We start from the raw sequence: 24527 nt of genomic DNA on the forward strand, positions 1-24527 counted from the left end.
CTTTTCCTATGCGCTGCCAGTCCCGTGCAGATAGCGGCGGGGATTGTTAGGCGTCGATATCGTCTGGCACCCAGCCCCGGCTGTCTGCGTCCAGGTAGACATTGCGTGCTAACGGAATCTGGTGAGAGGCAGATTCCAAAATATGCATGAAGTAACCGGCGGTGTTCGGGATAGCGAGGGTATCGCCCACCGCTATGCCCTCCGGGAAATCGAGCTCGCGGCGTAGGATGACTTCATCTTCGATGCAATAGGCCCCCACCACGAACCCAGTGCGCGGTTCCCGGTCCACCGCACCGCGGTCTCCGGCAGTGGGCACGAGGAGCGGGTCGAGCAAGATATCATCCGCCGCGGTACGGCACTGGGTGCGGTTCATGGCGGCGCCGATGAGAGGTAGGCCGTCGGAGCGCTCTTTGAGGAAGCTGACCTCGGCGAGGATGATGCCGCAGCCATCGAGCAGGCTGCGTCCCGGCTCCAAGTGAAGAGAAATATTCCGCTCGCGCAGTGCACGGCCGGTGGGGCCAAACCCGGCCACCTCACCAGAAAGGAGTTGGTCTAACCACCGGCCGCGGGTAGGCGTCTGCCAGAAGGGGTAGGTATTAGAGAGCGGGTCGGACTTCCACGTAAAAGGCTCACCCGTGCCGGCACGCTGGGCTGCGATGCGCTGCTGGTAATACTCCCATTGCTCGCGGGATTCGAGGTAGCTCATAGGAACACCGCCGCCGATATCGATGAAGGAAGCAGGCTGGCCAACTAAGCGGAGGTGCTCGATGAGGGCGATGGCCTCCGCGAGTGCGGTGCGGCGGTCCGATTCGCTATAACCATGCAGGTGTACGTGAACGCCGTCAGCGTGGATGGTTTCGGGCCAGGCATGGCTTTGCCATGCGTGAAGGAGCTCACCGAAGCGCGTCGGCGGAAGGTTATCCGGGTTGGGGGCAAGGCGCGGTGCGACGTGCGCGGTTTGGTTGAGGGTCTTGGCAAGGGCAGCGATGCGCTCGGCTTCCGCTCGCGAGTCGCAGGAAATGGTGACTCCGCGGTCGATAGCTAGGCGCAGCAACGCGTCGGTCTTAATAGCCGCGCTGAGGATAATCCGCTCGGGCGCGACTCCACGGTTAAGCACTTGGCGCAGCTCATTTTCACTGGCGACGTCCACGCCTAGGCCAGCCTCGCGGGCGGCATCGACGAAGCACAAGGCTTTATTGGCCTTGCGAGCGAAAAATACCTGAGTGTCCACGCCATGAGAGGCGCCGGCATCGAGGAGCTCTTGGGCGTTGCGGCGCAGCGGCGCGGGGTTGAGCACATTAACGGGCGAGCCATACTCGGAGGTAAGGCGGGAAACTTGCTGTGGGTCGTCCACCAATTCCGTCATCCACTCTTCCCACCGCGCGCGCAGCGCAACGGTGCCATGAACGGGTAACGGGGTGGTGTGGTTGGTCATGGGTTTCCTACTTTCTCCGCCCAACGGGGGATGTCATCGTGCACGGAACGGTTCAACGAGTCATGGCCGGGAAGCTCAAGCTCATTCATGCGGCCGATTTCCACGACGCCGGGGACATCGTGGAAAGGGGTGGGGATAGCTTGGGGAGCTACGGTGGCATCGATAAGCAGATCAATGCCACCCTGCTCGCGCCAGTGGTCTATCTGGTCCGGGGTGGCGAGGTAGCGGGTATCTACCCCGCCTGTGCGGATGAGCTCGAGCAGGCGCCGCGCGGTGACCGGTGGTGGGCCAAAGGCCACGCGCTCGAGGGTGCGCGAGAGCTCACGGAAGCCGGGCATGGTGCCATGAGTCTTATGCCATTCAACGCATTCTTGAAAGAGTCCCCGAAACGCCGCGCCTACAGCCCCAGCCGGGGTAAGCGGCCCTGTGCCCTCGGCGGCGCGGAGGGAGGCATCCAGCTCCGCGACGGCATCGCCGGAAAAGTCGTGGCCGTCGAGCACTGCAGCGAGGTCCCTGGTGGAAAACTCACCCATCGATCCGGCGGCCGCCAGGAGGATGTCGCGCAATTCATCGGCATTGTGCACGCCGGCACAGGCGCGCCTTACATTAGCCGGGATCTCGGGCTGCGGCGTGACCGGCGCGGGTTTGACCTCCATAAGGCGCCCGCTGCGGCTCACCGGGAAGATGACCTCGGCGGTATCGCCGTACAGCAGGCAGACATCGATGAAGCTCAAGGCAGCACCGCGCACCCCAATCCGTCGCGGGGCACTGGGCAAATCGGCGCCGAAGTAGAGTCCGGTGATCGGAACGCGGGAAGGCTCGTGGACTAAGGCACCGGGGTGGAGGTGATCGTGGCCGGTGCAGACGAGGACTTCGTCGAAGGGCGAGCCATCGACGATGAACCCGTCGTCAGCGGCAGACACCGAACGCACACGCTGGGGTAGGTGTCGAATGCGTACGTGCTGCGGGGCGCGGTGCAGGGCAGCAGCCCACGTATCGGCCAGGAATTGCCCTACCTGCGCGCGCGGCGGGAAGGCATCGGTGGTGGATTCCCCGCGGCGGGTACGCCAAGCGTTGAAGCTATCGTGTGCGGTGGTGACGATGGCGCAATTGACGTTAAGGCGCCATTGCGGCGGCTGCTGCGGGCGATACACCGCGCCGGCGCCGGCGGGGTAGGGATCAAAGACGGTGATATCCACGGGGATGCGGGCACGCTCGATGAGCTCTTCTACGGCCCACAGCCCGCGTGGGCCGCCGCCGATGATGGCGATGCGGCGGGAAGGTTCCTGCGGGCTCACTCTGAATCTCCTTCGACGCGCGCGGCGAGCTCGAGAGGAGAGATATCGAAGTGCTCGCAGACCCAGGAATCGTTGTAGATGGTATCGAGGTAAGGCTGGCCACCGTCGTGGAGTACGGCCACGACCTCCGCACCGGCCGGAAGGGTAGGCACGAGACGCTGGAATGCCGCGATGACCGCGCCGCCGGAGGCCCCAGGCAGAAGGCCTTCGGCCTGGGCGAGGCGACGGGCTGCCACAATGGCATCCAGATCAGGCACACGCTCTACTGAGGACGGCGAGAATTTGGTGGATAGATCGGTGACAATGCCAGCACCATAGCCCGGCAGCATGCGGGTACCGCGCTGGCCCCCAAACAGCACGGAGCCTTCGGCATCGACACCGATGGTCTCCGTATCAGCGCCAAGCTCAGTGAGCTTGCGCACGCAGCCGCCGAGAGTGCCGGTGGTGCTCATAGCGACGAGCAAGTGGGTGGGCGTCTGTCCGAGCTGGTACACGATTTCCGTCATTGTGCCTTCGGCGTGGGCGTAAAAGGCGGCCTCGTTGGAGTACTGGTTGAGGTTGAAAGAATCGGGGATCTCTTCTAGAAGCTCGGCCACGCGGGTGCGGCGAGCGGTGAGCCAATCGCCGGTTTCCGGGTCCGGGTGATCCAGCAATTCTACGTGGGCGCCGTAGGCCCGCATCGTGGCCACGGTGGAGGAATTGACGCGCGGATCGACCACGCAGTGGAATTTCATACCCGCAAGTGGGGCCTGGCGGGCCAGTGCCATGCCAAGGTTGCCCGAGGAAGACTCCACCAGGGTGGATCCGGGGCCTATGTCGCCGGCGTCAAGCGCGGCTTGGATGAGCGCGCGTGCGGTGCGGTCCTTGGCGGATCCACCCAGGTTGAATTGCTCTAGCTTGAGGTAGAGGTGCACATCGGTACGGGGATTAATGGCGTCCACGCGCATCAGCGGGGTATGGCCAATAGGTGGTTGGGCTTGAGTATGAATCCGCGGGCTCATCATTAGCCCCATGGTAGACCTCTGCCTGCGGCTTTTGTTGCCGGCTTAGTCTTTGATCTCCGTATAGGCATCGAGGGCAGTTTGGTGCGATTCCTTGAGAGCCATAATTGGCGGCGCGGACAAGGCGGGTGCCCAGCGGCGCACATAGTCGCCGTCAGGAACAAAGCGCTTGGCCTGCGTTTCGGGGTCTTTCCCTTTTCCAGTGTTGGATTTGTGCAGGGTAACGGCACTTTTCTCACTAACAGGCAATTGGCAGGTTGGTGGTATGGGATTACAAGGAACGTGCCGCATAATAATCTCGTGCGTTTGAGAGAGGCGCATGAGAGATAGAGAGAACACCCTGAGTCTTGCAGGGCGGGCGGCGTGAGAAACCGCCTGATAGTCAAGACCCCTTACAACGCGGGTCCCAGATTTCACGGGGACCCGCGTTGTACTGTGTGCGGAGACTTTAGCCCCAGCTGGCTTTAGCCCCCAGCGCACCTGAGGCACGTGACTGGAGGAGGGGAAGGGGGACCAGACTAAAGACACCATATGCAGCGCTGAATCGAGATAAGCCCAGGTGAATGCATGCGGCCCTTTGCATAAGGTGTCATTGCTTTGGTCCCTGTGCCCCAGGCAGCAGGCTCTAGAGGTGAAGACTGCTCTAAGGCCGCGGCCTCCCTTTCATCCAGTACACGGACCAGATGACGTCTTCGCGCGGAACGCCCCAGTCATGCACGGCTAATGAGCGCACAGCTTTTGCGAGATCCCCTTCACCGGAAACCCATACCGAATCTGGTGCGGTATCGGGGGTGAAGCGGGAGCCGAGAAGTTGTCTGGCGCGTGTGCAGTGTTCGTCGTGTGGAGCTAGGACCATGGTGAGTGAGCGGACCTTGCCGCGCCACGTCTCCTCCAAGCCGTCTTCAACTTCAGCGTCGTCTGTGATCATGGCAACGACGTCGACTGCACCCAAGGTTTCCGGTGAGAAGGCTTCGTAGTGCTCGAGGATGTGCCACAGCGCCGGTAGAGCAGCGGCATCCGCGAGCAACAGTTGTGACTTCCTAGGGGCCTGCCACAGTGCTTGGCCGGTATATATTCCGGCGGTATCCCCGGGTTGGGCGTTGAGGATCCAGCGTGAGCCTGGGCCGTTATCACCATGAGTTACCACGTCGACATCGATGGTGCACGCTTCCTGGTTGAGCCGGCGAATTGTGTACCAGCGCAATGCTGGGCGAATGCCGGCAGGCAATCCAGTGACGGCGGCGCGAACATTGGCATCGTCGACCGGGAAGGGCGAAAAATCCTGCCCGTCTTGGGGCATGAGGAGCCCAAAATACTCCTCAGGCCCGGCTAAGGGGTAGCCACTAAAAGCCGGCGAGTGAAAAGTTAAACGGTGCAGCCGCGGCTTGAGGCGGGGGTTCCCGGGGAGGGGGACGGGCAATAAGCGGTGATGCGTCAAGGGAAGCGTTCCTAGGTGGGAGGAAAATTTGTCACCATTATAAAGAACAGGTTAGGCTAACCTCAAATAAGTTAGGGGGAGCGTTAATGTGTGTGCCGCTTCCCTGTGAAGGAAAGGTTTATTCCATGGTTGCTATCAACCGGCGCGCAAAAACTGTGCTCGCTATTGTCTCAGCGGCAGCGATTGCTTTAGCGGGGTGCTCGCGCGGAAGTGGCGAGGACAGCGCGGGTGCGGGCAGTGCTGAGGAGGTGCGCGTTGCCAGCCTGGGCCTCGGTGATGCCGATACCGTGCTGGCCCTCGGAATCACTCCGGTTGCCGTGGCGCCGTGGGGTTCGCAAGGCGACGGTGATGGCTCCGGCGTTGGCCCATGGGCGAAGGAACTTTTGGGTGACGCCCAGCCCGAGGTGATTTATAACACCGCTTCCGGTTTCACGGCAGAGGTTCTTGAGCAGGTCACTGCCTCGGACCCCACGCAGATCATCGCCGTGAACCAAGCTGTGGATCAGGAGGCGAAGAAATCCCTCGAGGATATCGCCCCGCTGACCGTGAAGCCCGAAGGTTTCGAAGACTGGCAGATTCCCTGGGAGGAGCAAGTTAAGACCATCGCCTCTGCCGTGGATAAGGAAGAGGAGGGGGAGAAGCTCATTGACCAAGCGGAGGACGCCTTCGCGCAGTTCAAGGACTCCCCCCCGGAGCTGCAGGGCAAGCGCGCAGCCATCGTTATGCCCTATGAAGGGAAGCTGGGCCTCTACACAGCAGAGGACGGCCGCGGCCAGTTCATCGAATCCCTCGGCTTTGACATTCCGCAGGAATTGCAGGGTGATGGCTCCAGCTTCTTCGTGGACTACGCACCGGAAAACTACTCCCAGCTCAACAACGTGGACTACCTGTTCGTCTTGGATTACAACGGCGCGGCCGATGAACTCAAGAAGGACTCCACATTCCAGGGCCTCGACGTGGTCAAGGATGGCCGTGTTCGCTACCTGGACACGGACACCGGCAATGCGATGAGCATGCCAAATCCGCTGACGATCCCGTGGGCCGTCAACAAGTTCGAAGAGAAGCTCTAAGTGCTCGCACTACCGAGGAAGGCTGAGGCTATCCACGGTGCTGCGGGCGCACACCACGGCGACAAGGCAGCCACGCTGGACTCGCGGGGGAGAAGCCGCGCGCGGCTGACCACGGCCCTAGTTGTGTCGACCCTCCTCCTTTTGCTGTGCTCATTGGCGGTGGGCTCGAGGGCTATTCCGTTGCCGGATCTGTTGTCTGCGCTCCTCCGCGGAGGCGAAGCAGATATCGAGAACGTCGTGTGGGATTTGCGTATTCCCCGCACGTTCGTGGCCTACTTCGCGGGAGCAGCAATCGCGGTATCGGGTGTAATCGCCCAGTCCTGGACTAGAAACCCCTTGGCGGATCCGGGCTTCATCGGTATCACCGCGGGAGCTTCGTTCCTGGTTGCCCTCGGGACGGCGCTAGGTGTCGCCACCTCAACCGGGATGCGGACAGCGCTCGCCCTCGTAGGCGCCGGCCTGGCCACAGCATTAGTGCTGGGTGTGTCCCGCAGGTTTCAGGATCCCCTGACGCTGGTCTTGGTCGGCGCAGGTGTTGCTGCTGCCTTGAGCTCTAGCGCCATGTTGATCGGCCTGTACTCCACGGATGTCCTCGACAGCATGCGCCGGTGGACCATTGGCTCCACGTTTGGGCGCGGCCCAGAAGACGTCGCCATCGGGGGTGCCGGATTGTTCATCGGGTTTATCATCGCCGCACGTGTCGCGCGCCCGCTCGATCTTCTGGCAATGGGGGAGGAATCCTCGGTTGCTCTAGGTGGTTCTCCCACGCTGGCGCGGCGCGGTGCTGCCTTGAGCATCGTTGTCCTAGCGGGATGCGCTACCGCGGCGACGGGGCCCATTGCCTTTGTCGGATTCGCCATCCCCCATCTGCTGCGTCGGTTCACGGGGCCAGAAGTTACCGCGATGATTGCTCCTGCCGCATTGCTCGGTGGTTGCTCCGTACTCGCTGCAGATATTCTGGGCCGCCTCATCGCGGGCCCCTCTGAGCTGGAGATGTCCATCGTCTTGGCCTTTGTTGGCGCACCATTTCTCATTTGGGCCGTACACCGTGGGGAGCACAAGCTATGAATGGGCGGGTGAAGGGGGACGTCGCCAAGCATCTGCGTTCCCAAGAGCGGCAGCGCCGGACATGGATATGGGCAGCGACCTGCTTCTTTGTTCTGGTCGCAGCAAGCTCCTATGTCCTCCTGCTGGGTCAAGGACCCGTGGACTTGAGCCCGGGGCGGGTCCTGGAGATCCTCAACGGCGGCGGAAGCCGAAGCGAAATCCGTGTTGTCTGGGATCTGCGCATGCCGGTAGCGCTAGCGACCCTCATCGTGGGTGCCGCGCTCGGACTGGCGGGGTCGTGGACGCAATCAATGTCGCGCAATCCGCTGGCCTCGCCCGACATTCTTGGCGTGACTGGTGGCGCGTCCGTCATGGTGGTCCTCGGAACGGTAGTCTCCCGGCCGCTGCTTGCCGACGGGCTCTCCATGTTCTGGTGGCGGGCCGGACTCGCGCTGTTGGGTGCGGTGCTAGCGGCCATCCTGCTGGTGGCACTTGGGGGAATCGGCACGAGCAACCGCATCGTCATCGTCGGAATCGCGCTCTCCCTGCTGTTTCAAGCGCTGGTGGCGTATCTCTTGCGCGCAGCTGAGCTCCTCCGCGCGGCGCAATCGCAGCTGTGGCTGGCGGGCACCACGGGTTTCGTGCGGATGGAGGGCATTCTTCCTTTGCTCGTGGGGTTGACTCCTTTTGTGGTGCTTGGCCTGTGGTGTGCTCGGGAGCTGCCGCTCCTTGCGCATGATGATCTCTCGGCCCTTTCCCTCGGGGTCAACATCACGCGAACACGGGCGCTGCTGCTGGTGGCAGCTACGGGCATCTGCGCGGTGACCGTATCCGTGGCCGGTCCCATTGGTTTCATCGCGCTTCTGGCCCCGCATGTGGGGCGCATTGTTGCCCGGACGCCCACGCCTGTGCCACTGGTCTCCTGTGCTGCAGGCGCTGCCTTGTTGAGCGCGTGCGCTGTCATTGCTGGAGCGTTGCCGATGGACGCTCCGGTGGGTGCAGTCTCCTCCATCATCGGAGGGTGCGCCCTGGTCATCTTGGTGTGGAATGCCGCACGGCGGAGAGGATAAAAGCGAGTGAAAGACAGAGAAATTACGGCCACTGGTATTCATGCTGGCTATAAGGATGGGGAAGACATCCTGTCGAGTGTTGACTTGGTGGCCCGCCCGGGGGAGGTCACCACGCTCATTGGACCGAATGGTTGCGGCAAGTCCACGTTGCTGAAGACCTTGTCTAAGGTTCTTCGCCCGCGGCAGGGGAGCGTGCGCATCGGCGAGCTGGACGTGCACGCTATGAGCCCGAAAGAAGCAGCTGCCCACGTGGCGCTTCTTCCGCAGCAGCCGATGGCACCGGATGGGCTGCGGGTGGGCGAGCTCGTCGCGCGCGGGCGCTACCCGCACCTGGGCCGTAGTCGGGGCCTGTCCGCGAAGGACCGCGACATCATCGCACAGGCCTGCGTGGAGACTGGTATTACTGACTTCATCGACCGTGACATCGCGGCGCTCTCGGGCGGCCAGCGCCAGCGGGTCTGGCTAGCGCTGGCCTTGGCGCAGGACACGCCGGTGCTGCTACTCGACGAACCCACAACCTTCCTCGATCCAGCCCATGCCATCAGCGTTTTAGAGCTCGTGCGCAAACAGGCCGATGCCGGGAAAACGGTCGTCGTCGTGTTGCACGATCTCATGCTGGCCGGCCAGTACTCCGACACCATGGTGGTCATGAACAACGGCGAGGTCATCGCGCAGGGAACTCCTCAACAGGCGTTGAAGAAAGAAGTGCTGGCGGCTGCCTATGGCATCGACGTCGAGATCTGGGATGACCCGCGAAGCGACGCCCCCGTCATCGTTCCGCGCGGAGTGCTCAGCGACTGACAACGTTCATACAGGAACCCGCGTCGAAAGCTCTCAGCGGAGCGATTTGGAGTTATGGCAGGTCGGGTTGTAAAGTACCTCGCGAAGTTTGAACGGCCCGCTGAGGCCGAGTCAAAGTTCACCGAAGACCGTCGGTCATCCGGATATCCGGATCGAAGGTTCCTCATCCTAGAGGGCGGCCCACGCAGGAGACACTTTGCGAATAAGCGCGGAATTCCGCGCGCGCCCTGTGCTCTTGCACGGGGCTTTTGTTATTTCGGTTGTCCATCGGGCAAGCGGAGTGGGGAAGGCCCCGGCGGAAAACACAAGAGATGTTTCGAAAGGAGGCGAAGTAGAAAATGGCAAACCCGAAGAACACCGCAGACCTGGCGGCACTGAAGGAGAAGCTCGAGGGTGCAAACTCCATCGTGCTTACCGAGTACCGTGGCCTGACCGTGGGTCAGCTCCAGGAGCTGCGTAACAACCTCGGCTTTGACGTTGAGTACTCCGTCGCCAAGAACACCCTTTTCAAGATCGCTGCCAACGAAGCTGGCATCGAGGGTCTTGACGAGCACCTGACTGGCCCGACCGCTATTGCGTTCATCAAGGGCGAGGCAGTGGATGCTGCGAAGGTCATCACCAAGTTCGCTGATGACAACAAGGCACTCGTTATCAAGGGTGGCTACATGGACGGCAACGCTCTGTCTGCCGACCAGGTTGAGGCCATCGCCAAGCTGGACAACCGCGAGACCACCCTCGCAAAGCTGGCTGGCGCCATGAAGGGTTCTATGGCAAAGGCTGCCGCCGTATTCAACGCTCCTGCAACCAAGATGGTCCGCACCGCTGCGGCCCTGCAGGACAAGAAGGCTGCGGAAGCTTAAGACGCCAACTAAAGGCGCACAACTTAAACACACACACTTATCTGGCTGCCTAGCGCGGCCAGGAACAATGAGAAAGGATGCCAATCATGGCTAAGCTCACCAAGGACGAGCTCATTGAAGCTTTCAAGGAAATGACCCTCATCGAGCTCTCCGAGTTCGTTAAGGAATTCGAGGAGGTCTTCGACGTTGAGGCCGCTGCTCCGGTTGCTGCTGTTGCTGCTGGTGCCCCGGCTGCCGGCGGTGCCGCTGAGGAAGAGAAGACCGAGTTCGACGTCGTTCTGACCGACGCTGGCGCTAAGAAGATCGGCGTTATTAAGGCTGTCCGCGAGATCGTCTCCGGCCTGGGCCTGAAGGAAGCTAAGGAGCTCGTTGAGGGTGCTCCGAAGGCTATCCTCGAGGGTGCTTCCAAGGACGACGCTGACGCTGCTAAGGCTAAGCTCGAAGAGGCTGGCGCTTCCGTCGAGCTCAAGTAATTCACCTGAATTACTCAGCTTTCCTGCGCGGCACATTCGCTGCGCTCCAGCAACCCCGTTCCGCTTTTTGCGCGGTGCGGGGTTGTTCCCGTTTTGTAAGGTCCGACGGCCTTGAATTATGCACTCGCAGTGGCGCATCATATTCAAGTGGACACCCGAAGGAGCTGTTGACGTTGACTTTATCGACTACCACTGACGCGCATACTCATGTTGATGTTGTTCCTGTTCCGCATCCTGGAGAAATCCTTCTCCTAGAATTCCTCAAACCCTGTGGTATTACCCAGTATCGCCTGGCCAACGACATTGGCACTACCCGCTCTCAAGTCTCCAAAATTACCCGCGGTACGCTCGGTATCAGTGCCGATATGGCTTTGCGTTTGTCGGCCTACTTTGGGAACTCCGCGGAGTTCTGGCTCGGACTCCAAGAGGAATACGATCTGTGGAAAGCTCGCCAGATCACGGATGTCAGCGCCATCGTTCCGTGGAATCACAAAGAAGAAGCCGACTCGCACTCGTAGAAACAGTTGACTTACGCTTATGAGTGGCTAGGGGAGTCCTCTTTCTCCTTCGCGTCTGCTTGCGCAAGGGCGCGATCGGCTCGGCGCACAAAGATGAGGGCGGGCCCGATAGCGAGGAGCCCGGCGAGCGCATTGGCCCACAAACCTGTGGTCAAGGTCCAGCGATGAGACAACGCGGCCAGAGGGGTCGACCACACACTGGAGAGTGAGACGACGGTGCTCATTTGGATATTGGTGACTCGGCCAAATGTTTCTTCTGCCATAAGTCTGTGGAGTGCGGCATAGGTTACCGCGCCGGCGGCTGGGGCTGTAAGAACGGACAGTCCTAGCGGGATGATCATCAACAGGCTGGGGCTGAGCAGGGCGCCACAGGCGATTGATGCAGCAACCCAGACACACGTGCCTACCTGAAGGGCTGCGAAGGAAAACTTCTTTTGCATCCAACCCGTCGACAAAGCACCCACAATCCCGATGAGGCCGATGGACGTGCGGGCTAGTCCCGTTACCCATCCAGGGTTGTTCCCCTCCTCCAGTATGAGGACAGCCATGAACAGTGAGCCGTTAATTGCACAGTTCGACAGTGTTTGCATGGCAATGAGCCCGCGAAGTAGGGGCGAGCGAGCCACGATGGCTAAGCCTTCCTTGGTTGTGCGTAGGAGCTTGTTCTCTGCCTTCTTTGCGGGGTCTAGGTTAGCCCTGATGAAGAGGAAGAAGACGATGGTGAGGAAATTTGCCAGACCGACAAAAACGAAGGGCAGTGCCACATTGACTTCTAGAAGTGCGCCGCCCACAGTGGGGCCGATGAGTCCCGCAAATTGCAGACGCGCTTGGATGAGCCCTTGTTTGGCGGCGAGTTGTTCTTCCTCAACGAGCTGGGGCAGGCAAGGGTCGGAGCAAGCTTGGCCTATTCGGTAAAAGAGCATCATGCTCCCGAGTAGCGCACCGAAGACGATGGGGGAGAAGCTTCCGGAGAGGATGAGACCCGCTAACGCGAGGTTGAGCACCCCAGCCAGCGCGTTGGTCACAATGATGAGTGGCTTGCGGCGCCACATATCCGCAAGAGAGCCTCCGATGATGCCGCCTGCCAGTGCAGCTATTCCGGTGATGGTTCCATACAGACCGGCAAGGGTAAGGCTATCGCTCAAGCGTAGAGTGACCACCGGAATAGCAAGCCCGGCTCCTACCCCGGCTATCTGAGCCACGAGGTCTGACCATAGGTAGAGGCGGAAGTCTCTGTTCTTGCGTTGGGGGTCATTCTTCATTGATTACTGCCAATCCCATGATGCGATCTTGAATGTGAGCTGGAGCACTTAGTTTAGGTTATTTAACACTCCTTTAGCCCCCGTCAATGCCGCGTGAATGTGAAACGCACCCTCCGGGGAAATGTGTTTTGAGCAAACGAATCGGTAGGATAAGCCACCATGCTGCCCAAGTCCCGCATCTTCTCCGTCCTCCTGCTCGGCCTCGGCGTTGCGCTGATCGCAGCTGGCCTGGCGGCGTCGAGCTTCTTGAGTTTTAGCCCGCGCCTGCCGCTGGACATCAAGGACACCACGTGGACGATGCAGGATGAGAACGCCACCGCGCAGGAGCTGTCGGCAGAGGGCGCCTCGCAGTACGAGGGGCCGATGACGTATCAGGTCAACCTGGACATCCAGGATCCAGCGGACAAGGACACCGCAACGCTGCGAGTAGGGGAGTCCGCCATCCGCGGTGGCACGGGCAACGTCGAGGACTTGAGCTTTGCGCGCGTGTGGAATTATCCCGTCGACCGCCTCAGCGGTGAGGCCACGGGCCCAGCGGCGCTCTCCCACACCATGGGCTCGCCCACGGCGGAGGTGCCCGTCGAAGGTTACTGGCTGAAGTTGCCGGCTGACGCCGAGCAGACCACCTACCCGGTCTTTGACCCGGTGCTGCGCAAGGCTGCCGACGCCGTCTTCGAGGAATCCCTCGACATCGACGGCCGCACGGTCTACCGCTACCACCAAGAGATTGAGCCCACCAACGTGGCCACCCTCTACGCCGGTAGCACGACCACCACGCTGAGCAATGAGGACGGCTCCGCCGAGCAGGGCTACCTCTTCCACTCCGCGACGCGGGACCTTTTCGTGGATCAAGCCACCGGGCTGGTCGTGGGCATGGACGTTGATGTGCGGGACTACTGGGCCGACCGTGAGGGTAACGAGCGCGAGGTGCAGTTCGCCTTCAACGGTGCCACTGATGAGGAATCCCGCGCGGAGCTGCTTCAGCAAGCAGAGCGCTTCCCGCGGAGTGCTGTGGGGCAGTGGGTGCGCTGGGGCGGCGTCGGAATCGGCGCGCTTCTGGTGCTGCTCGGGGCGCTGGGCGCTTTCCGCCGTCCCGCCAGCCGCCACTCCCGCTAGCCGCTCGCGCAAGAGGCCCGCGCGTGCGGATCTCCGTAGCGACACGCCGGAGCTGCGTTTCGCCTTTACAAGGCTGCCATTATGCTATAGGCTATTTCGTTGCGCTGGAATCTGGATCTTTAGTGCACATTTAGCCTTTCGAGCGGTGATGGCAAAACCGACTTGACAAGGTGATTTTGTGCATTCTAAACCCAGTCATTCCACAGCAGACCGAATGCTAAATCTACCAGCGGTTTTGCACCTCACCGGCCAGGGTGGGGAGGCAATCCGCCAGAGGTACTGGAAGGACCCATCTTGGCAGTCTCCCGCCAGACCAAGTCAGTGGCCAACATCCCTGGAGCCCCGAAGCGATACTCCTTCGCTAAAATCAGCGAGCCTATCGCCGTCCCGGGCCTCCTCGATCTACAACTCGATTCTTACGCGTGGCTCATCGGCACCCCCGAGTGGCGCGAGCGCGAGCAGGCAGAGCGCGGCGAAGACGCACGCGTGACGAGCGGCCTTGAGGATATCCTCGAGGAGCTTTCTCCGATCCAGGACTACTCGGGCAACATGTCCCTGTCCCTGTCGGAGCCTCGCTTCGAGCCGGTGAAGAACACCGTGGACGAGTGCAAAGAGAAGGACATCAACTACTCGGCGCCACTGTACGTCACCGCAGAATTCATCAACAACGACACCCAGGAGATTAAGTCCCAGACCGTCTTCATCGGCGATTTCCCGATGATGACTGAGAAGGGCACCTTCATCGTCAACGGCACCGAGCGAGTCATCGTCTCGCAGCTCGTGCGTTCCCCGGGTGTCTACTTCGACCAGACCATCGACAAGTCCACCGAGCGCCCGCTGCACTCCGTGAAGGTCATTCCTTCCCGCGGTGCGTGGCTCGAGTTTGACGTCGATAAGCGCGACACCGTCGGCGTGCGCATCGACCGTAAGCGCCGCCAGCCGGTGACCGTGCTGCTTAAGGCCCTGGGTTGGACCGAGGAGCAGATCAAGGAGCGCTTCGGCTTCTCCGAGCTCATGATGTCCACCCTCGAGTCCGATGGCGTGGCCAACACCGATGAGGCTCTGCTGGAGATCTACCGCAAGCAGCGCCCGGGCGAGCAGCCCACGCGTGACCTCGCGCAGGCACTGCTCGACAACTCCTTCTTCCGCGCGAAGCGCTACGACCTGGCCAAGGTGGGCCGCTACAAGGTCAACCGCAAGCTCGGCCTGGGTGGAGACCACGACGGTCTGATGACCCTGACCGAGGAAGACATTGCCGTCACCCTCGAGTACCTCGTGCGCCTGCACGCCGGTGAGCGTGAGATGAAGGCCCCGAACGGTGAGATGATCTCCATCCACACCGACGACATCGACCACTTTGGTAACCGTCGTCTGCGCACCGTCGGCGAGCTCATCCAGAACCAGGTCCGCGTGGGCCTGTCCCGCATGGAGCGCGTCGTCCGCGAGCGCATGACCACCCAGGACGCAGAGTCGATTACCCCGACCTCTCTGATCAACGTTCGCCCGGTTTCTGCTGCCATCCGTGAGTTCTTCGGTACCTCCCAGCTCTCGCAGTTCATGGATCAGAACAACTCCCTGTCCGGCCTGACCCACAAGCGCCGTCTGTCCGCGCTGGGCCCGGGCGGTCTGTCCCGTGAGCGCGCCGGCATCGAGGTGCGAGACGTTCACGCCTCGCACTACGGCCGCATGTGCCCGATTGAGACTCCGGAAGGCCCGAACATTGGCCTGATCGGTTCGCTGGCTTCCTACGCCCGCGTCAACGCTTTCGGCTTCATCGAGACCCCGTACCGCAAGGTTGTGGACGGCAAGGTCACCGACCAGGTGGAGTACCTCACCGCCGATGAAGAGGATCGCTTCGCTATCGCGCAGGCAGAGGTTGAGAAGGATGCCGACGGCACCCTGACCGGCGACCGCATCGAAGTCCGCCTCAAGGACGGCGATATCGGCGTGACCGACGCCGCCGGCGTGGACTACGTCGACGTTTCCCCGCGCCAGATGGTTTCCGTGGCTACCGCCATGATTCCGTTCCTCGAGCACGACGATGCTAACCGTGCGCTCATGGGCGCGAACATGCAGCGCCAGGCCGTGCCGCTGGTTCGCTCCGAGGCCCCGTACGTGGGCACCGGTATGGAGCAGCGCGCTGCCTACGATGCTGGTGACCTCATCATCACCCCGAAGGCGGGCGTGGTGGAGAACGTCACCGCGGACCTCATCACCATCATGGATGACGAGGGCCAGCGCGATACCTACATGCTGCGCAAGTTCGAGCGCACCAACCAGAACACCAACTACAACCAGACCCCGTTGGTCTCCCTGGGTGAGCGTGTCGAGGCAGGCCAGGTGCTTGCCGACGGCCCCGGTACCCACAACGGTGAGATGTCCCTCGGCCGCAACCTGCTGGTTGCCTTCATGCCGTGGGAAGGCCACAACTACGAGGACGCCATCATCCTCAACCAGCGCATCGTGGAGGAGGACATCCTCACCTCGATCCACATCGAGGAGCACGAGATCGATGCTCGCGATACCAAGCTGGGCCCGGAGGAGATCACCCGCGAGATCCCGAACGTCTCCGATGACGTTCTGCGTGACCTCGACGAGCGCGGCATCGTCCGTATCGGTGCTGACGTCCGCGCGGGCGACATCCTCGTCGGTAAGGTCACCCCGAAGGGTGAGACCGAGCTGACCCCGGAGGAGCGCCTGCTGCGCGCCATCTTCGGTGAGAAGGCTCGCGAGGTGCGCGATACCTCCATGAAGGTGCCGCACGGTGAGACCGGTAAGGTCATCGGCGTTTCCCGCTTCTCCCGCGAGGATGATGACGACCTGGCCCCGGGCGTCAACGAAATGATCCGCGTCTACGTGGCTCAGAAGCGCAAGATCCAGGATGGTGATAAGCTCGCCGGCCGCCACGGTAACAAGGGCGTTGTGGGCAAGATTCTCCCGCCGGAGGATATGCCCTTCATGGAGGATGGCACCCCGGTGGACATCATCCTTAACACCCACGGTGTGCCGCGTCGTATGAACATCGGCCAGGTTCTCGAGGTTCACCTCGGCTGGCTGGCACACGCCGGTTGGAAGATCGATACCGAGGATCCGGCCAACGCCGAGTTGCTCAAGACCCTGCCGGAAGAGCTGTACGACGTCCCGCCAGAGTCGCTCACCGCAACCCCGGTCTTCGACGGTGCCACCAACGAGGAGATTTCTCGCCTGCTGGCTTCCTCCAAGCCGAACCGCGATGGTGACGTCATGGTGGATGAGCACGGCAAGGCCCGTCTCTTCGATGGTCGCTCCGGTGAGCCCTACCTGTACCCGGTATCCGTCGGCTACATGTACATGCTCAAGCTGCACCACCTCGTCGACGAGAAGATCCACGCTCGCTCCACCGGCCCGTACTCCATGATTACCCAGCAGCCGCTGGGTGGTAAGGCACAGTTCGGTGGCCAGCGCTTCGGTGAGATGGAGGTGTGGGCAATGCAGGCATACGGCGCTGCCTACACCCTGCAGGAGCTTCTGACCATCAAGTCCGATGACGTGGTCGGCCGCGTCAAGGTCTACGAGGCCATTGTCAAGGGTGACAACATCCCGGATCCGGGTATCCCGGAGTCCTTCAAGGTCCTCCTCAAGGAGCTGCAGTCCCTCTGCCTCAACGTGGAAGTTCTCTCCACCGACGGCACGCCGATGGAACTGTCTGGCTCCGACGAAGACGACATGGACGGCGCTCCGTCCCTGGGCATTAACCTGTCCCGCGACGAGCGCTCCGACGCAGACATCGCCTAGCTTTTGGTCCGCCGCTTATCTACGGCGGCGGGCATAACGAAACACCACCTACATACAAAGCCATCAACTTCCCCCTGACGGGGGATGAAAGGGAGACATTACGTGTTTGACGTAAATCTCTTCGACGAGCTCCGCATCGGGCTGGCCACCGCAGAGGACATCCGTCGCTGGTCCAAGGGCGAGGTCAAGAAACCCGAAACCATTAACTATCGCACCCTCAAGCCGGAGAAGGACGGCCTCTTCTGTGAGCGCATCTTCGGCCCGACCCGTGACTGGGAGTGCTCCTGCGGTAAGTACAAGCGCGTGCGCTACAAGGGCATCATCTGTGAGCGCTGTGGCGTCGAGGTGACCAAGTCCAAGGTTCGCCGCGAGCGCATGGGCCACATCGAGCTGGCCGCGCCGGTTACCCACATCTGGTACTTCAAGGGCGTTCCTTCCCGCCTGGGCTACCTGCTGGACCTGGCTCCGAAGGACCTTGAGCGCATCATTTACTTCGCTGCCAACATCATCACCTCCGTGGATGAGGAAGCTCGCCACAATGACCAGTCCACTCTGGAAGCAGAGATGCTGCTGGAGAAGAAGGACGTCGAGGATGACGTCGAGGCAGAGATCGCTGAGCGCGCTGCCAAGCTCGAGCAGGATCTGGCCGAGCTGGAGGCCGCCGGTGCAAAGGCCGACGCCCGCCGCAAGGTCCAGAACGCTGCCGATAAGGAAATGCAGCACATCCGCGAGCGCGGTGAGCGCGAGGTTGCTCGCCTCGACGAGATCTGGAACACCTTCATCAAGCTGGCTCCGAAGCAGATGATCATCGATGAGACCATCTACGAAGAGCTGGTTGACCGCTACGAGGATTACTTCACCGGCGGCATGGGTGCAGAGGCTATCCAGACCCTCATCCGTAACTTCGACCTCGAGGCTGAGGCCGAGGAGCTCAAGGAAATCATCAACAACGGCAAGGGCCAGAAGAAGATGCGCGCCCTCAAGCGCCTGAAGGTTGTTGCAGCCTTCCTGCGCTCGGGCAACGACCCGGCCGGCATGGTGCTCGACGCTATCCCGGTGATCCCGCCGGAGCTGCGCCCGATGGTGCAGCTGGACGGTGGCCGCTTCGCGACCTCCGACCTCAACGACCTCTACCGTCGCGTGATCAACCGCAACAACCGCCTCAAGCGCATGATCGACCTCGGCGCTCCCGAGATCATCGTGAACAACGAGAAGCGCATGCTGCAGGAGTCCGTTGACGCGCTCTTCGACAACGGCCGCCGCGGCCGTCCGGTCACTGGCCCGGGTAACCGCCCGCTGAAGTCCCTGTCTGACTTGCTCAAGGGTAAGCAGGGCCGCTTCCGCCAGAACCTGCTGGGTAAGCGCGTGGACTACTCCGGTCGTTCCGTGATTATCGTTGGTCCGCAGCTCAAGCTGCACGAGTGTGGTCTGCCGAAGCTCATGGCTCTGGAGCTGTTCAAGCCCTTCGTCATGAAGCGCCTGGTGGAGAACGACTACGCACAGAACATCAAGTCCGCTAAGCGCATGGTGGAGCGCCAGCGCCCTGAGGTGTGGGACGTCCTCGAAGAGGCCATTTCCGAGCACCCGGTGATGCTGAACCGTGCACCGACCCTGCACCGCCTGGGTATCCAGGCCTTCGAGCCGAAGCTGGTCGAAGGTAAGGCCATCCAGCTGCACCCGCTGGCTTGTGAGGCCTTCAACGCTGACTTCGACGGTGACCAGATGGCAGTCCACCTGCCGCTGTCCGCCGAGGCGCAGGCTGAGGCACGCGTGCTGATGCTGGCCTCCAACAACATTCTGTCCCCGGCTTCCGGTAAGCCGCTGGCTATGCCGCGCCTGGATATGGTTACCGGCCTGTACTACCTCACCATGGACAAGGGCGAGGACGAGATCGGTGGCGCGGGAGCTTACGCTCCCGCAGACGAAAACGGACCGGCCCAGGGCGTGTACTCCTCCTACGCGGAGGCCATCATGGCTCGTGACCGCGGCGTTCTGGGCCTGCAGGCCCCGATCAAGGTGCGCATCTCCCACCTACGTCCGCCGTCAGACATTGAGGCTGAGCAGTTCCCGGATGGTTGGCAGAAGGGCCAGGCTTGGCTCGCTGAGACCACCCTCGGCCGCATCATGTTCAATGACCTGCTGCCGTGGAACTACCCGTACCTCGAGGGCGTCATGGTCCGTAAGGGCGGCGCTGGCAACAAGATGCTGCTGGGTGACGTCATTAATGACCTCGCTGCGAAGTACCCGATGATCACCGTTGCCCAGGTTCTGGACAAGATGAAGGACGCGGGCTTCTACTGGGCCACCCGTTCCGGCGTGACCATCACCATGCACGACGTTCTGGTTCTGCCGAACAAGACCGAGGTTCTCGAGTCTTATGAGAAGGAAGCAGAGCGCATCGAGCGCAAGTACTGGGAGCAGGGTGCCCTGACCGAGCGCGAGCGCTACGACCGCCTGGTTGAGCTGTGGAAGGACGCCACGGACACCGTGGGTAACGCCGTCGAGGAGCTGTACCCCGACGACAACCCGATTCCGATGATCGTGAAGTCCGGTGCTGCCGGTAACATGCGTCAGATCTGGACCCTGGCCGGTATGAAGGGCATGGTTGTGAACTCCAAGGGTGACTACATCACCCGTCCGATTAAGACCTCCTTCCGCGAGGGCCTGTCGGTTCTGGAGTACTTCAACAACTCGCACGGCTCCCGTAAGGGCCTGGCGGATACCGCTTTGCGTACCGCTGACTCCGGTTACCTCACCCGTCGTCTGGTGGACGTGGCGCAGGATGTCATCGTCCGCGAGGAAGACTGTGGCACCCGTCAGGGCGTGCGCGTCCCGATCGGCGTCGAGGTTGCCGAAGGCTCCTACGACCTGCACGAGCTGTGGGAGACCTCCGCATCCGGCCGCGTCGTGGCTAACGATGTCAAGGATGAAAACGGCGAGGTTATTGCCGAGGCAGGCACCGACCTGACTGAGGAACTCAGCCGCAAGATCGTCGCCGCTGGCGTCCTGGAGATCAAGGTCCGCTCCGTGCTGACCTGCCAGACCCCGGCTGGTGTTTGTGCGAAGTGCTACGGCAAGTCCATGGCCTCCGGCAAGTTGGTCGATATCGGCGAGGCAGTCGGCATCGTGGCTGCACAGTCCATTGGTGAGCCGGGTACCCAGCTGACCATGCGTACCTTCCACCAGGGTGGTGTCGGTGGCGATATTACCGGCGGCCTGCCGCGTGTTCAGGAGCTCTTCGAGGCCCGCAACCCGAAGAACCGCGCTCCTATCGCTTCCGTCGACGGCACCGTGTCCCTGTCCGATGAGGGCAACTTCTGGACCCTGACCATCACCCCGGATGACGGTTCCGACAACGTGGTCTACGAGAAGCTGTCGAAGCGCCAGGGCCTGGCTCAGGTTCGCCGCCCGATGGAGTCCAACCCGGACGCCATGATCGAGCGCTCCCTGCGCGACGGTGACCACGTCAGCACCGGTGACCGCCTCATGCGTGGTGCGGCTGACCCGCACGACGTCCTGGAGGTTCTCGGCCGCCGTGGCGTGGAGAAGCACCTTATCGACGAGGTTCAGGCTGTCTACCGTGCACAGGGTGTGGCCATCCACGACAAGCACATCGAGATCATCATCCGCCAGATGCTTCGTCGCGGTACGGTCATTGAGGCCGGTTCCACCGAGTTCCTGCCGGGTACCCTGGTTGACCTTTCTGAGGCCAAGCAGGTTAACGCCGCTCAGGTTGCCGAGGGTGGCCAGCCGGCACAGCTGCGCAGTGAGATCATGGGTATTACCAAGGCCTCGCTGGCTACGGAGTCTTGGCTGTCTGCTGCGTCCTTCCAGGAGACCACGCGTGTGCTTACCGACGCCGCTATCAACAAGCGCTCGGATCAGCTCATTGGTCTCAAGGAGAACGTCATCATCGGTAAGCTGATTCCGGCTGGTACGGGTATTTCCCGCTACCGCAACATCAGCGTGAAGCCGACTGAGGCCGCACGCAACGCTGCGTACTCCATCCCGACCTACGGTGATTCCATCTACGGCGACGATGGCTTCGGTGAGTTCACCGGCGCTTCCGTCCCGCTGGAGGAGGACTACACCTTCTAGGACCTGGTCCTTCAACGAGCTAGTCCTTAGCCCTTCAACGCCGAGGGAAACCAACGCCCCGCACTTCCCCCCGCCAGACACTGGTGGGGACGAGGTGCGGGTCTTTTTCTATCGGTAGCACCGAACCGGGACGTCCCGCTCGGAGCCCCGCCCTGCGAGAAAATTTGGGTTCTCTTACAATAGCGTCAACAAAGCCACAAGAACCCCAGTGCTCATGCCCAGGAAAGGTACCGACCGATGACATTTCCAACCACAGGATTCGAAAAGCCTGCCCCGAAACCACGCGCGTGGACGGGCGTTGATGCTCTTGTTGTTGCCGGCTTTGTCATTGCTGGCGCGCTCCTATTGTGGGGAAGGGGAGCGTTTATTAATCGCTTGGTCATGGGGGAAGATGAGCCACTCCCAACGCATGTGTTGCTACCGCTGCTTTCCGGGACGGCGGCGCTCTTCCCCTTGGCCGGGCTATGTGCGGCCTTAACTGTCCAGAAACCGCTGGCCGCATTTGTGGGTTATGTCATGTCGGTCATGCTGGGTTATGCATTCAGTGGCGTCGTAGGCCCCAGAGCCGTAGTGGAGGTAGTAATCATTGGCGCGGTCATAGAAGCCGTTTTCTTCGGCTGCAAATACGCCCGCTTTGATTTTCTTAGCGGGAGCCTCGCCGGTTTTGCTGCGGTAGTGGTAAGCGGACTCGTGGGCATTATCGCCGGTGGTTTTGATGTGGAGCATCTTGCAACCCAGTTCGGCTGGATGCTTATTAGGCTCCTGGTCACCTTGGTCGTTGTGGTGCCGCTGGCCTATGTCATCGCAAAGGCGGTGCGGGCGGTGCTTCGACGCCATGTCCACGGGTGGGAGAGTGATACACCTCCGAAAATCAAGTCTGTGTAAGACACGCCGTGAATGGGCGATAGTTTTAGCTTCTCGTTACCCCCGTGAACACCCCATGGATAGGGGTGTAGCGGGGGTAATTTGCATGAGGCTTAAATTACGAAACTAATTCAACCTGTGAACGGTATAAACATTGGAGCTACCCGTGGCCAGCAGTTTTAGACATTTATGTTGATCAAACAGGCTATGACGTGCAAGTACACGGTTAACCGCTTCCGAATTTTGCTCTTGCGGGAGGGGGGGGGGGGGGGGGTAGGGTCTCAGCTTGAGTCCAGTCTGCCTTCAGGAACGCCTAAGTGACTTCGGAATCTAACCGAGGGTGGGCTGCTGACCGGTTTCTTAATTGTTCTCATGAAAGGATTCTTCATGAATGTGAAGAAATTCAACGGTTCTGCCCGTCGTCGCGGTACGACGATTGCAGCTGCCGCGCTCTCTGTCGCGATGGTTGCGCCCTTCGTTCACCCAGTCGTAAGTCCGAATGCTGCGCCGGCCGCTATTGCTCAGGACACCACGCCTGACCAGAAGCCCAGTGTGGATACCCGAGGCACTTCGGAAGCGACCGCTATCCGAGCAGATGGTACTTGGGGTCAGAAGCAGGGATACCAAGGTGCGGTCTATTTGGATCGCGACTCCGGACCGGAGGCTCAGAATGAAGCTGACGAAGCTATGTCCGGTGTCAAGGTCTTCTTGCAGTACGTCAACGGCAAGGGTCAAGTTTCGCCAATCTACTACACCACCTCCGACTCTGAGGGTAAGTTCGTCTTCGACCTCTCTAATGCGCCGAAGGATGGCCTAGGCAACCCTATCGAGTTTAAACTGTCCGGAGATTCGAAGTTCCAGGTTCGAACCTGGGCTGAGAACCCGGATCCGGCAAAGTACACGCTAGCAGGCGGTGGCGACATGTACAGCGGCCGCTTCCACAACCGTTTGACCCGTAAATGGGAAAGCTGGGACTTTACGGCTGGCATTAACCGCATCGTGGGCGCCAAGGTAGTATTCCAGGAGCGTCCGAACGTGGATGGTTGGCTCGCCAAGCCTGAAACTGAGTGGACCGAAGCGCCCACTGTCGATAAGAAGTGGCCAGAGGGTGGTATCTTCGGCACGGCGCGTGGCAGTGTTTGGTGGGAGAATAACGAAAACGGTGGCACCCTAGCGCAGAGATACTTTAAGGATTCTTCAGACCGAGCTGCTACCGACGTTAAGGTTGTTGGGTCTTATGTTAACGACGAAGTGGCCCGTCAGTTCGATGCTTGGAAGGACTCCAACAAGAACTACACTCGTGAGCAGTTCCGTGTCGCACAAAAGGAAATCGTCGACAAGTACCAGGCTGAGCACGGCGTAGGATCCCACATTGCTGAGTCGCGCGTAGCCTATGTAAAGGATGATGGTACCTTCTACCTGCCGTTTGCTGGCTTGTATGGCGCAACTCACGACAAAAAGGGAAAGCAGACCACTGTTGAGGAGTGGGGCAAGCTCGTTTCTGCTGAGGAAGAAGAGCATGGCAATCTGATGCAGTGGAACGGTACAGCTGGCCAGCGTCACCGCCACATCAACGAGGACTATATGTACCTGTATCCGGTAGTTGGTGAGAACCGCGACCTGTGGATGGGTAACTACCAGGACAACATGTTCCAGCCCTCGAATGAATGGTTCCTCGGCCAAGCGAACACGTCAGCGAATATTTCTGTCCAGAACTTCGCTCTGCTGACTCCGCGCCCGATTCACGACGTCATCAACTACGATAACGCCTCTGCTATTGCTGCCCCTGGAGATACCGCCAAGTCGAAGACCACGGGCTTGGTTCCCAACCAGCAGTACGCTATTGAGTGGTTTGCAGACGGTGAATCCACCGGTGAGATCTGCACCGTCACGGCTAACGAGCTTGGTGAGCTGGAGTCCTGCGACTTCACCGTTCCGAACGATCTCTCCAAGCCAACTGTGTACTCTTCTCAGGTATTCGCTGCCGATGCTTCGGGTCAGCCAACGGGTACGCTCCTTTTGGCCGACTCCTTCTTGGCAGATCCGACCGTCGTTAAGTATGACGAGACCAAGGGCACTGCCAAGGAAAAGGATCTTGAAGCAAAGCCTTCTTTCGACAACCCGAATACTGATGCCGTTGAGGAGATGCCGGAAGGTGCAACCTTCGAGTTCGCAGACCCTGCCGCCGCCGAAAAACTGGGCCTGACAATCGACGCTAAGACCGGTGTGATCACCTGGCCTGCAGATAAGCAGGTTGAAGGCCAAAACGAGGCCCTGGTAAAGGTTACTTGGACCCCGGCTGAGGGGGCTGACCCGGTATCTCGCGAGGTTCCTGCGAAGTTTGACCTGAAGGCACCTGCTGCAAAGGACAATGAGACTTATGATCCGAAGGGTCAGGATCA

18 protein-coding genes are annotated in these 24527 nt (G+C 60.8%); 12 read left to right on the plus strand and 6 right to left on the minus strand.

Annotation, left to right across the window (positions count from 1 at the left end):
* Positions 1 to 46: 46 nt before the first annotated feature.
* From HMPREF3009_RS09205 to HMPREF3009_RS09220, 5 genes are all read right to left on the minus strand, one after another.
* Positions 47 to 1435 carry a type III PLP-dependent enzyme domain-containing protein gene (locus HMPREF3009_RS09205; RefSeq protein ID WP_070681500.1) on the minus strand — a complete coding sequence of 463 codons (1389 nt, stop codon included), beginning with the start codon at positions 1433 to 1435 and terminating at the stop codon, positions 47 to 49.
* Positions 1432 to 2733, minus strand: coding sequence for an FAD/NAD(P)-binding protein (locus HMPREF3009_RS09210; RefSeq protein WP_070681504.1), 1302 nt, complete (start codon positions 2731 to 2733; stop codon positions 1432 to 1434). The genes HMPREF3009_RS09205 and HMPREF3009_RS09210 overlap by 4 nt, the downstream gene beginning before the upstream one ends.
* Positions 2730 to 3746: a pyridoxal-phosphate dependent enzyme gene (locus HMPREF3009_RS09215; protein ID WP_070681507.1), complete on the minus strand. Its 1017-nt coding sequence runs from the start codon at positions 3744 to 3746 to the stop codon at positions 2730 to 2732. Before HMPREF3009_RS09215 ends, HMPREF3009_RS09210 begins: the two co-directional genes overlap by 4 nt.
* Before the next feature lie 33 nt (positions 3747 to 3779).
* Entirely contained in the window at positions 3780 to 4073 is a 294-nt protein-coding gene (locus tag HMPREF3009_RS13820; RefSeq protein WP_232761058.1) for a hypothetical protein, read from the minus strand.
* 304 nt (positions 4074 to 4377) lie between these two features.
* Positions 4378 to 5172, minus strand: coding sequence for a siderophore-interacting protein (locus HMPREF3009_RS09220; RefSeq protein WP_070681510.1), 795 nt, complete (start codon positions 5170 to 5172; stop codon positions 4378 to 4380).
* A gap of 125 nt (positions 5173 to 5297) precedes the next feature.
* Here HMPREF3009_RS09220 and HMPREF3009_RS09225 point away from each other — a divergent pair, with 125 nt between their 5' ends.
* The 7 genes from HMPREF3009_RS09225 (at position 5298) to HMPREF3009_RS09255 (ending at position 11011) form a co-directional block, all read left to right on the plus strand.
* Positions 5298 to 6242: an ABC transporter substrate-binding protein gene (locus HMPREF3009_RS09225; RefSeq protein WP_070681514.1), complete on the plus strand. Its 945-nt coding sequence runs from the start codon at positions 5298 to 5300 to the stop codon at positions 6240 to 6242.
* Positions 6243 to 7310, plus strand: coding sequence for a FecCD family ABC transporter permease (locus tag HMPREF3009_RS09230; RefSeq protein ID WP_083312732.1), 1068 nt, complete (start codon positions 6243 to 6245; stop codon positions 7308 to 7310). It abuts the gene before it with no gap.
* Positions 7307 to 8359 carry a FecCD family ABC transporter permease gene (locus HMPREF3009_RS09235; protein WP_070681516.1) on the plus strand — a complete coding sequence of 351 codons (1053 nt, stop codon included), beginning with the start codon at positions 7307 to 7309 and terminating at the stop codon, positions 8357 to 8359. Before HMPREF3009_RS09230 ends, HMPREF3009_RS09235 begins: the two co-directional genes overlap by 4 nt.
* A 6-nt stretch (positions 8360 to 8365) precedes the next feature.
* Entirely contained in the window at positions 8366 to 9160 is a 795-nt protein-coding gene (locus HMPREF3009_RS09240) for an ABC transporter ATP-binding protein (RefSeq protein ID WP_049154831.1), read from the plus strand.
* Between the two features lie 338 nt (positions 9161 to 9498).
* Positions 9499 to 10020, plus strand: a complete 522-nt coding sequence (gene rplJ, locus HMPREF3009_RS09245) for a 50S ribosomal protein L10 (RefSeq protein ID WP_010189711.1) — start codon at positions 9499 to 9501, stop codon at positions 10018 to 10020.
* 86 nt (positions 10021 to 10106) lie between these two features.
* A complete protein-coding gene (gene rplL, locus HMPREF3009_RS09250; protein ID WP_046647762.1) occupies positions 10107 to 10493 on the plus strand; it encodes a 50S ribosomal protein L7/L12 in 387 nt (128 codons plus the stop codon).
* Between the two features lie 173 nt (positions 10494 to 10666).
* Positions 10667 to 11011: a HigA family addiction module antitoxin gene (locus HMPREF3009_RS09255; protein WP_230308966.1), complete on the plus strand. Its 345-nt coding sequence runs from the start codon at positions 10667 to 10669 to the stop codon at positions 11009 to 11011.
* A 17-nt stretch (positions 11012 to 11028) separates the two neighbouring features.
* Here HMPREF3009_RS09255 and HMPREF3009_RS09260 read toward each other — a convergent pair whose 3' ends face one another.
* Positions 11029 to 12273 (minus strand): MFS transporter, encoded by a 1245-nt coding sequence (locus HMPREF3009_RS09260; protein WP_070681519.1) that lies wholly within the window; start codon positions 12271 to 12273, stop codon positions 11029 to 11031.
* A gap of 159 nt (positions 12274 to 12432) precedes the next feature.
* Here HMPREF3009_RS09260 and HMPREF3009_RS09265 point away from each other — a divergent pair, with 159 nt between their 5' ends.
* From HMPREF3009_RS09265 to HMPREF3009_RS09285, 5 genes are all read left to right on the plus strand, one after another.
* Complete coding sequence (locus HMPREF3009_RS09265) at positions 12433 to 13389, plus strand: cell envelope lipid trafficking protein PgfA (protein ID WP_070681522.1); 957 nt, start codon at positions 12433 to 12435, stop codon at positions 13387 to 13389.
* Between the two features lie 294 nt (positions 13390 to 13683).
* Positions 13684 to 17163, plus strand: a complete 3480-nt coding sequence (locus HMPREF3009_RS09270; RefSeq protein WP_046647757.1) for a DNA-directed RNA polymerase subunit beta — start codon at positions 13684 to 13686, stop codon at positions 17161 to 17163.
* 102 nt (positions 17164 to 17265) lie between these two features.
* Positions 17266 to 21261: a DNA-directed RNA polymerase subunit beta' gene (locus HMPREF3009_RS09275; protein WP_070516456.1), complete on the plus strand. Its 3996-nt coding sequence runs from the start codon at positions 17266 to 17268 to the stop codon at positions 21259 to 21261.
* Between the two features lie 237 nt (positions 21262 to 21498).
* Positions 21499 to 22146, plus strand: a complete 648-nt coding sequence (locus tag HMPREF3009_RS09280; RefSeq protein WP_070516453.1) for an ECF transporter S component — start codon at positions 21499 to 21501, stop codon at positions 22144 to 22146.
* Positions 22147 to 22512: 366 nt separating this feature from the next.
* On the plus strand, positions 22513 to 24527 hold a 2015-nt coding region (locus HMPREF3009_RS09285), incomplete at its 3' end, for a hypothetical protein (RefSeq protein WP_198531133.1).

Origin of the sequence: Corynebacterium sp. HMSC034H07 (assembly GCF_001815175.1) — a bacterium.
GTDB classification, from domain to species: Bacteria; Actinomycetota; Actinomycetes; order Mycobacteriales; family Mycobacteriaceae; genus Corynebacterium; species Corynebacterium hiratae.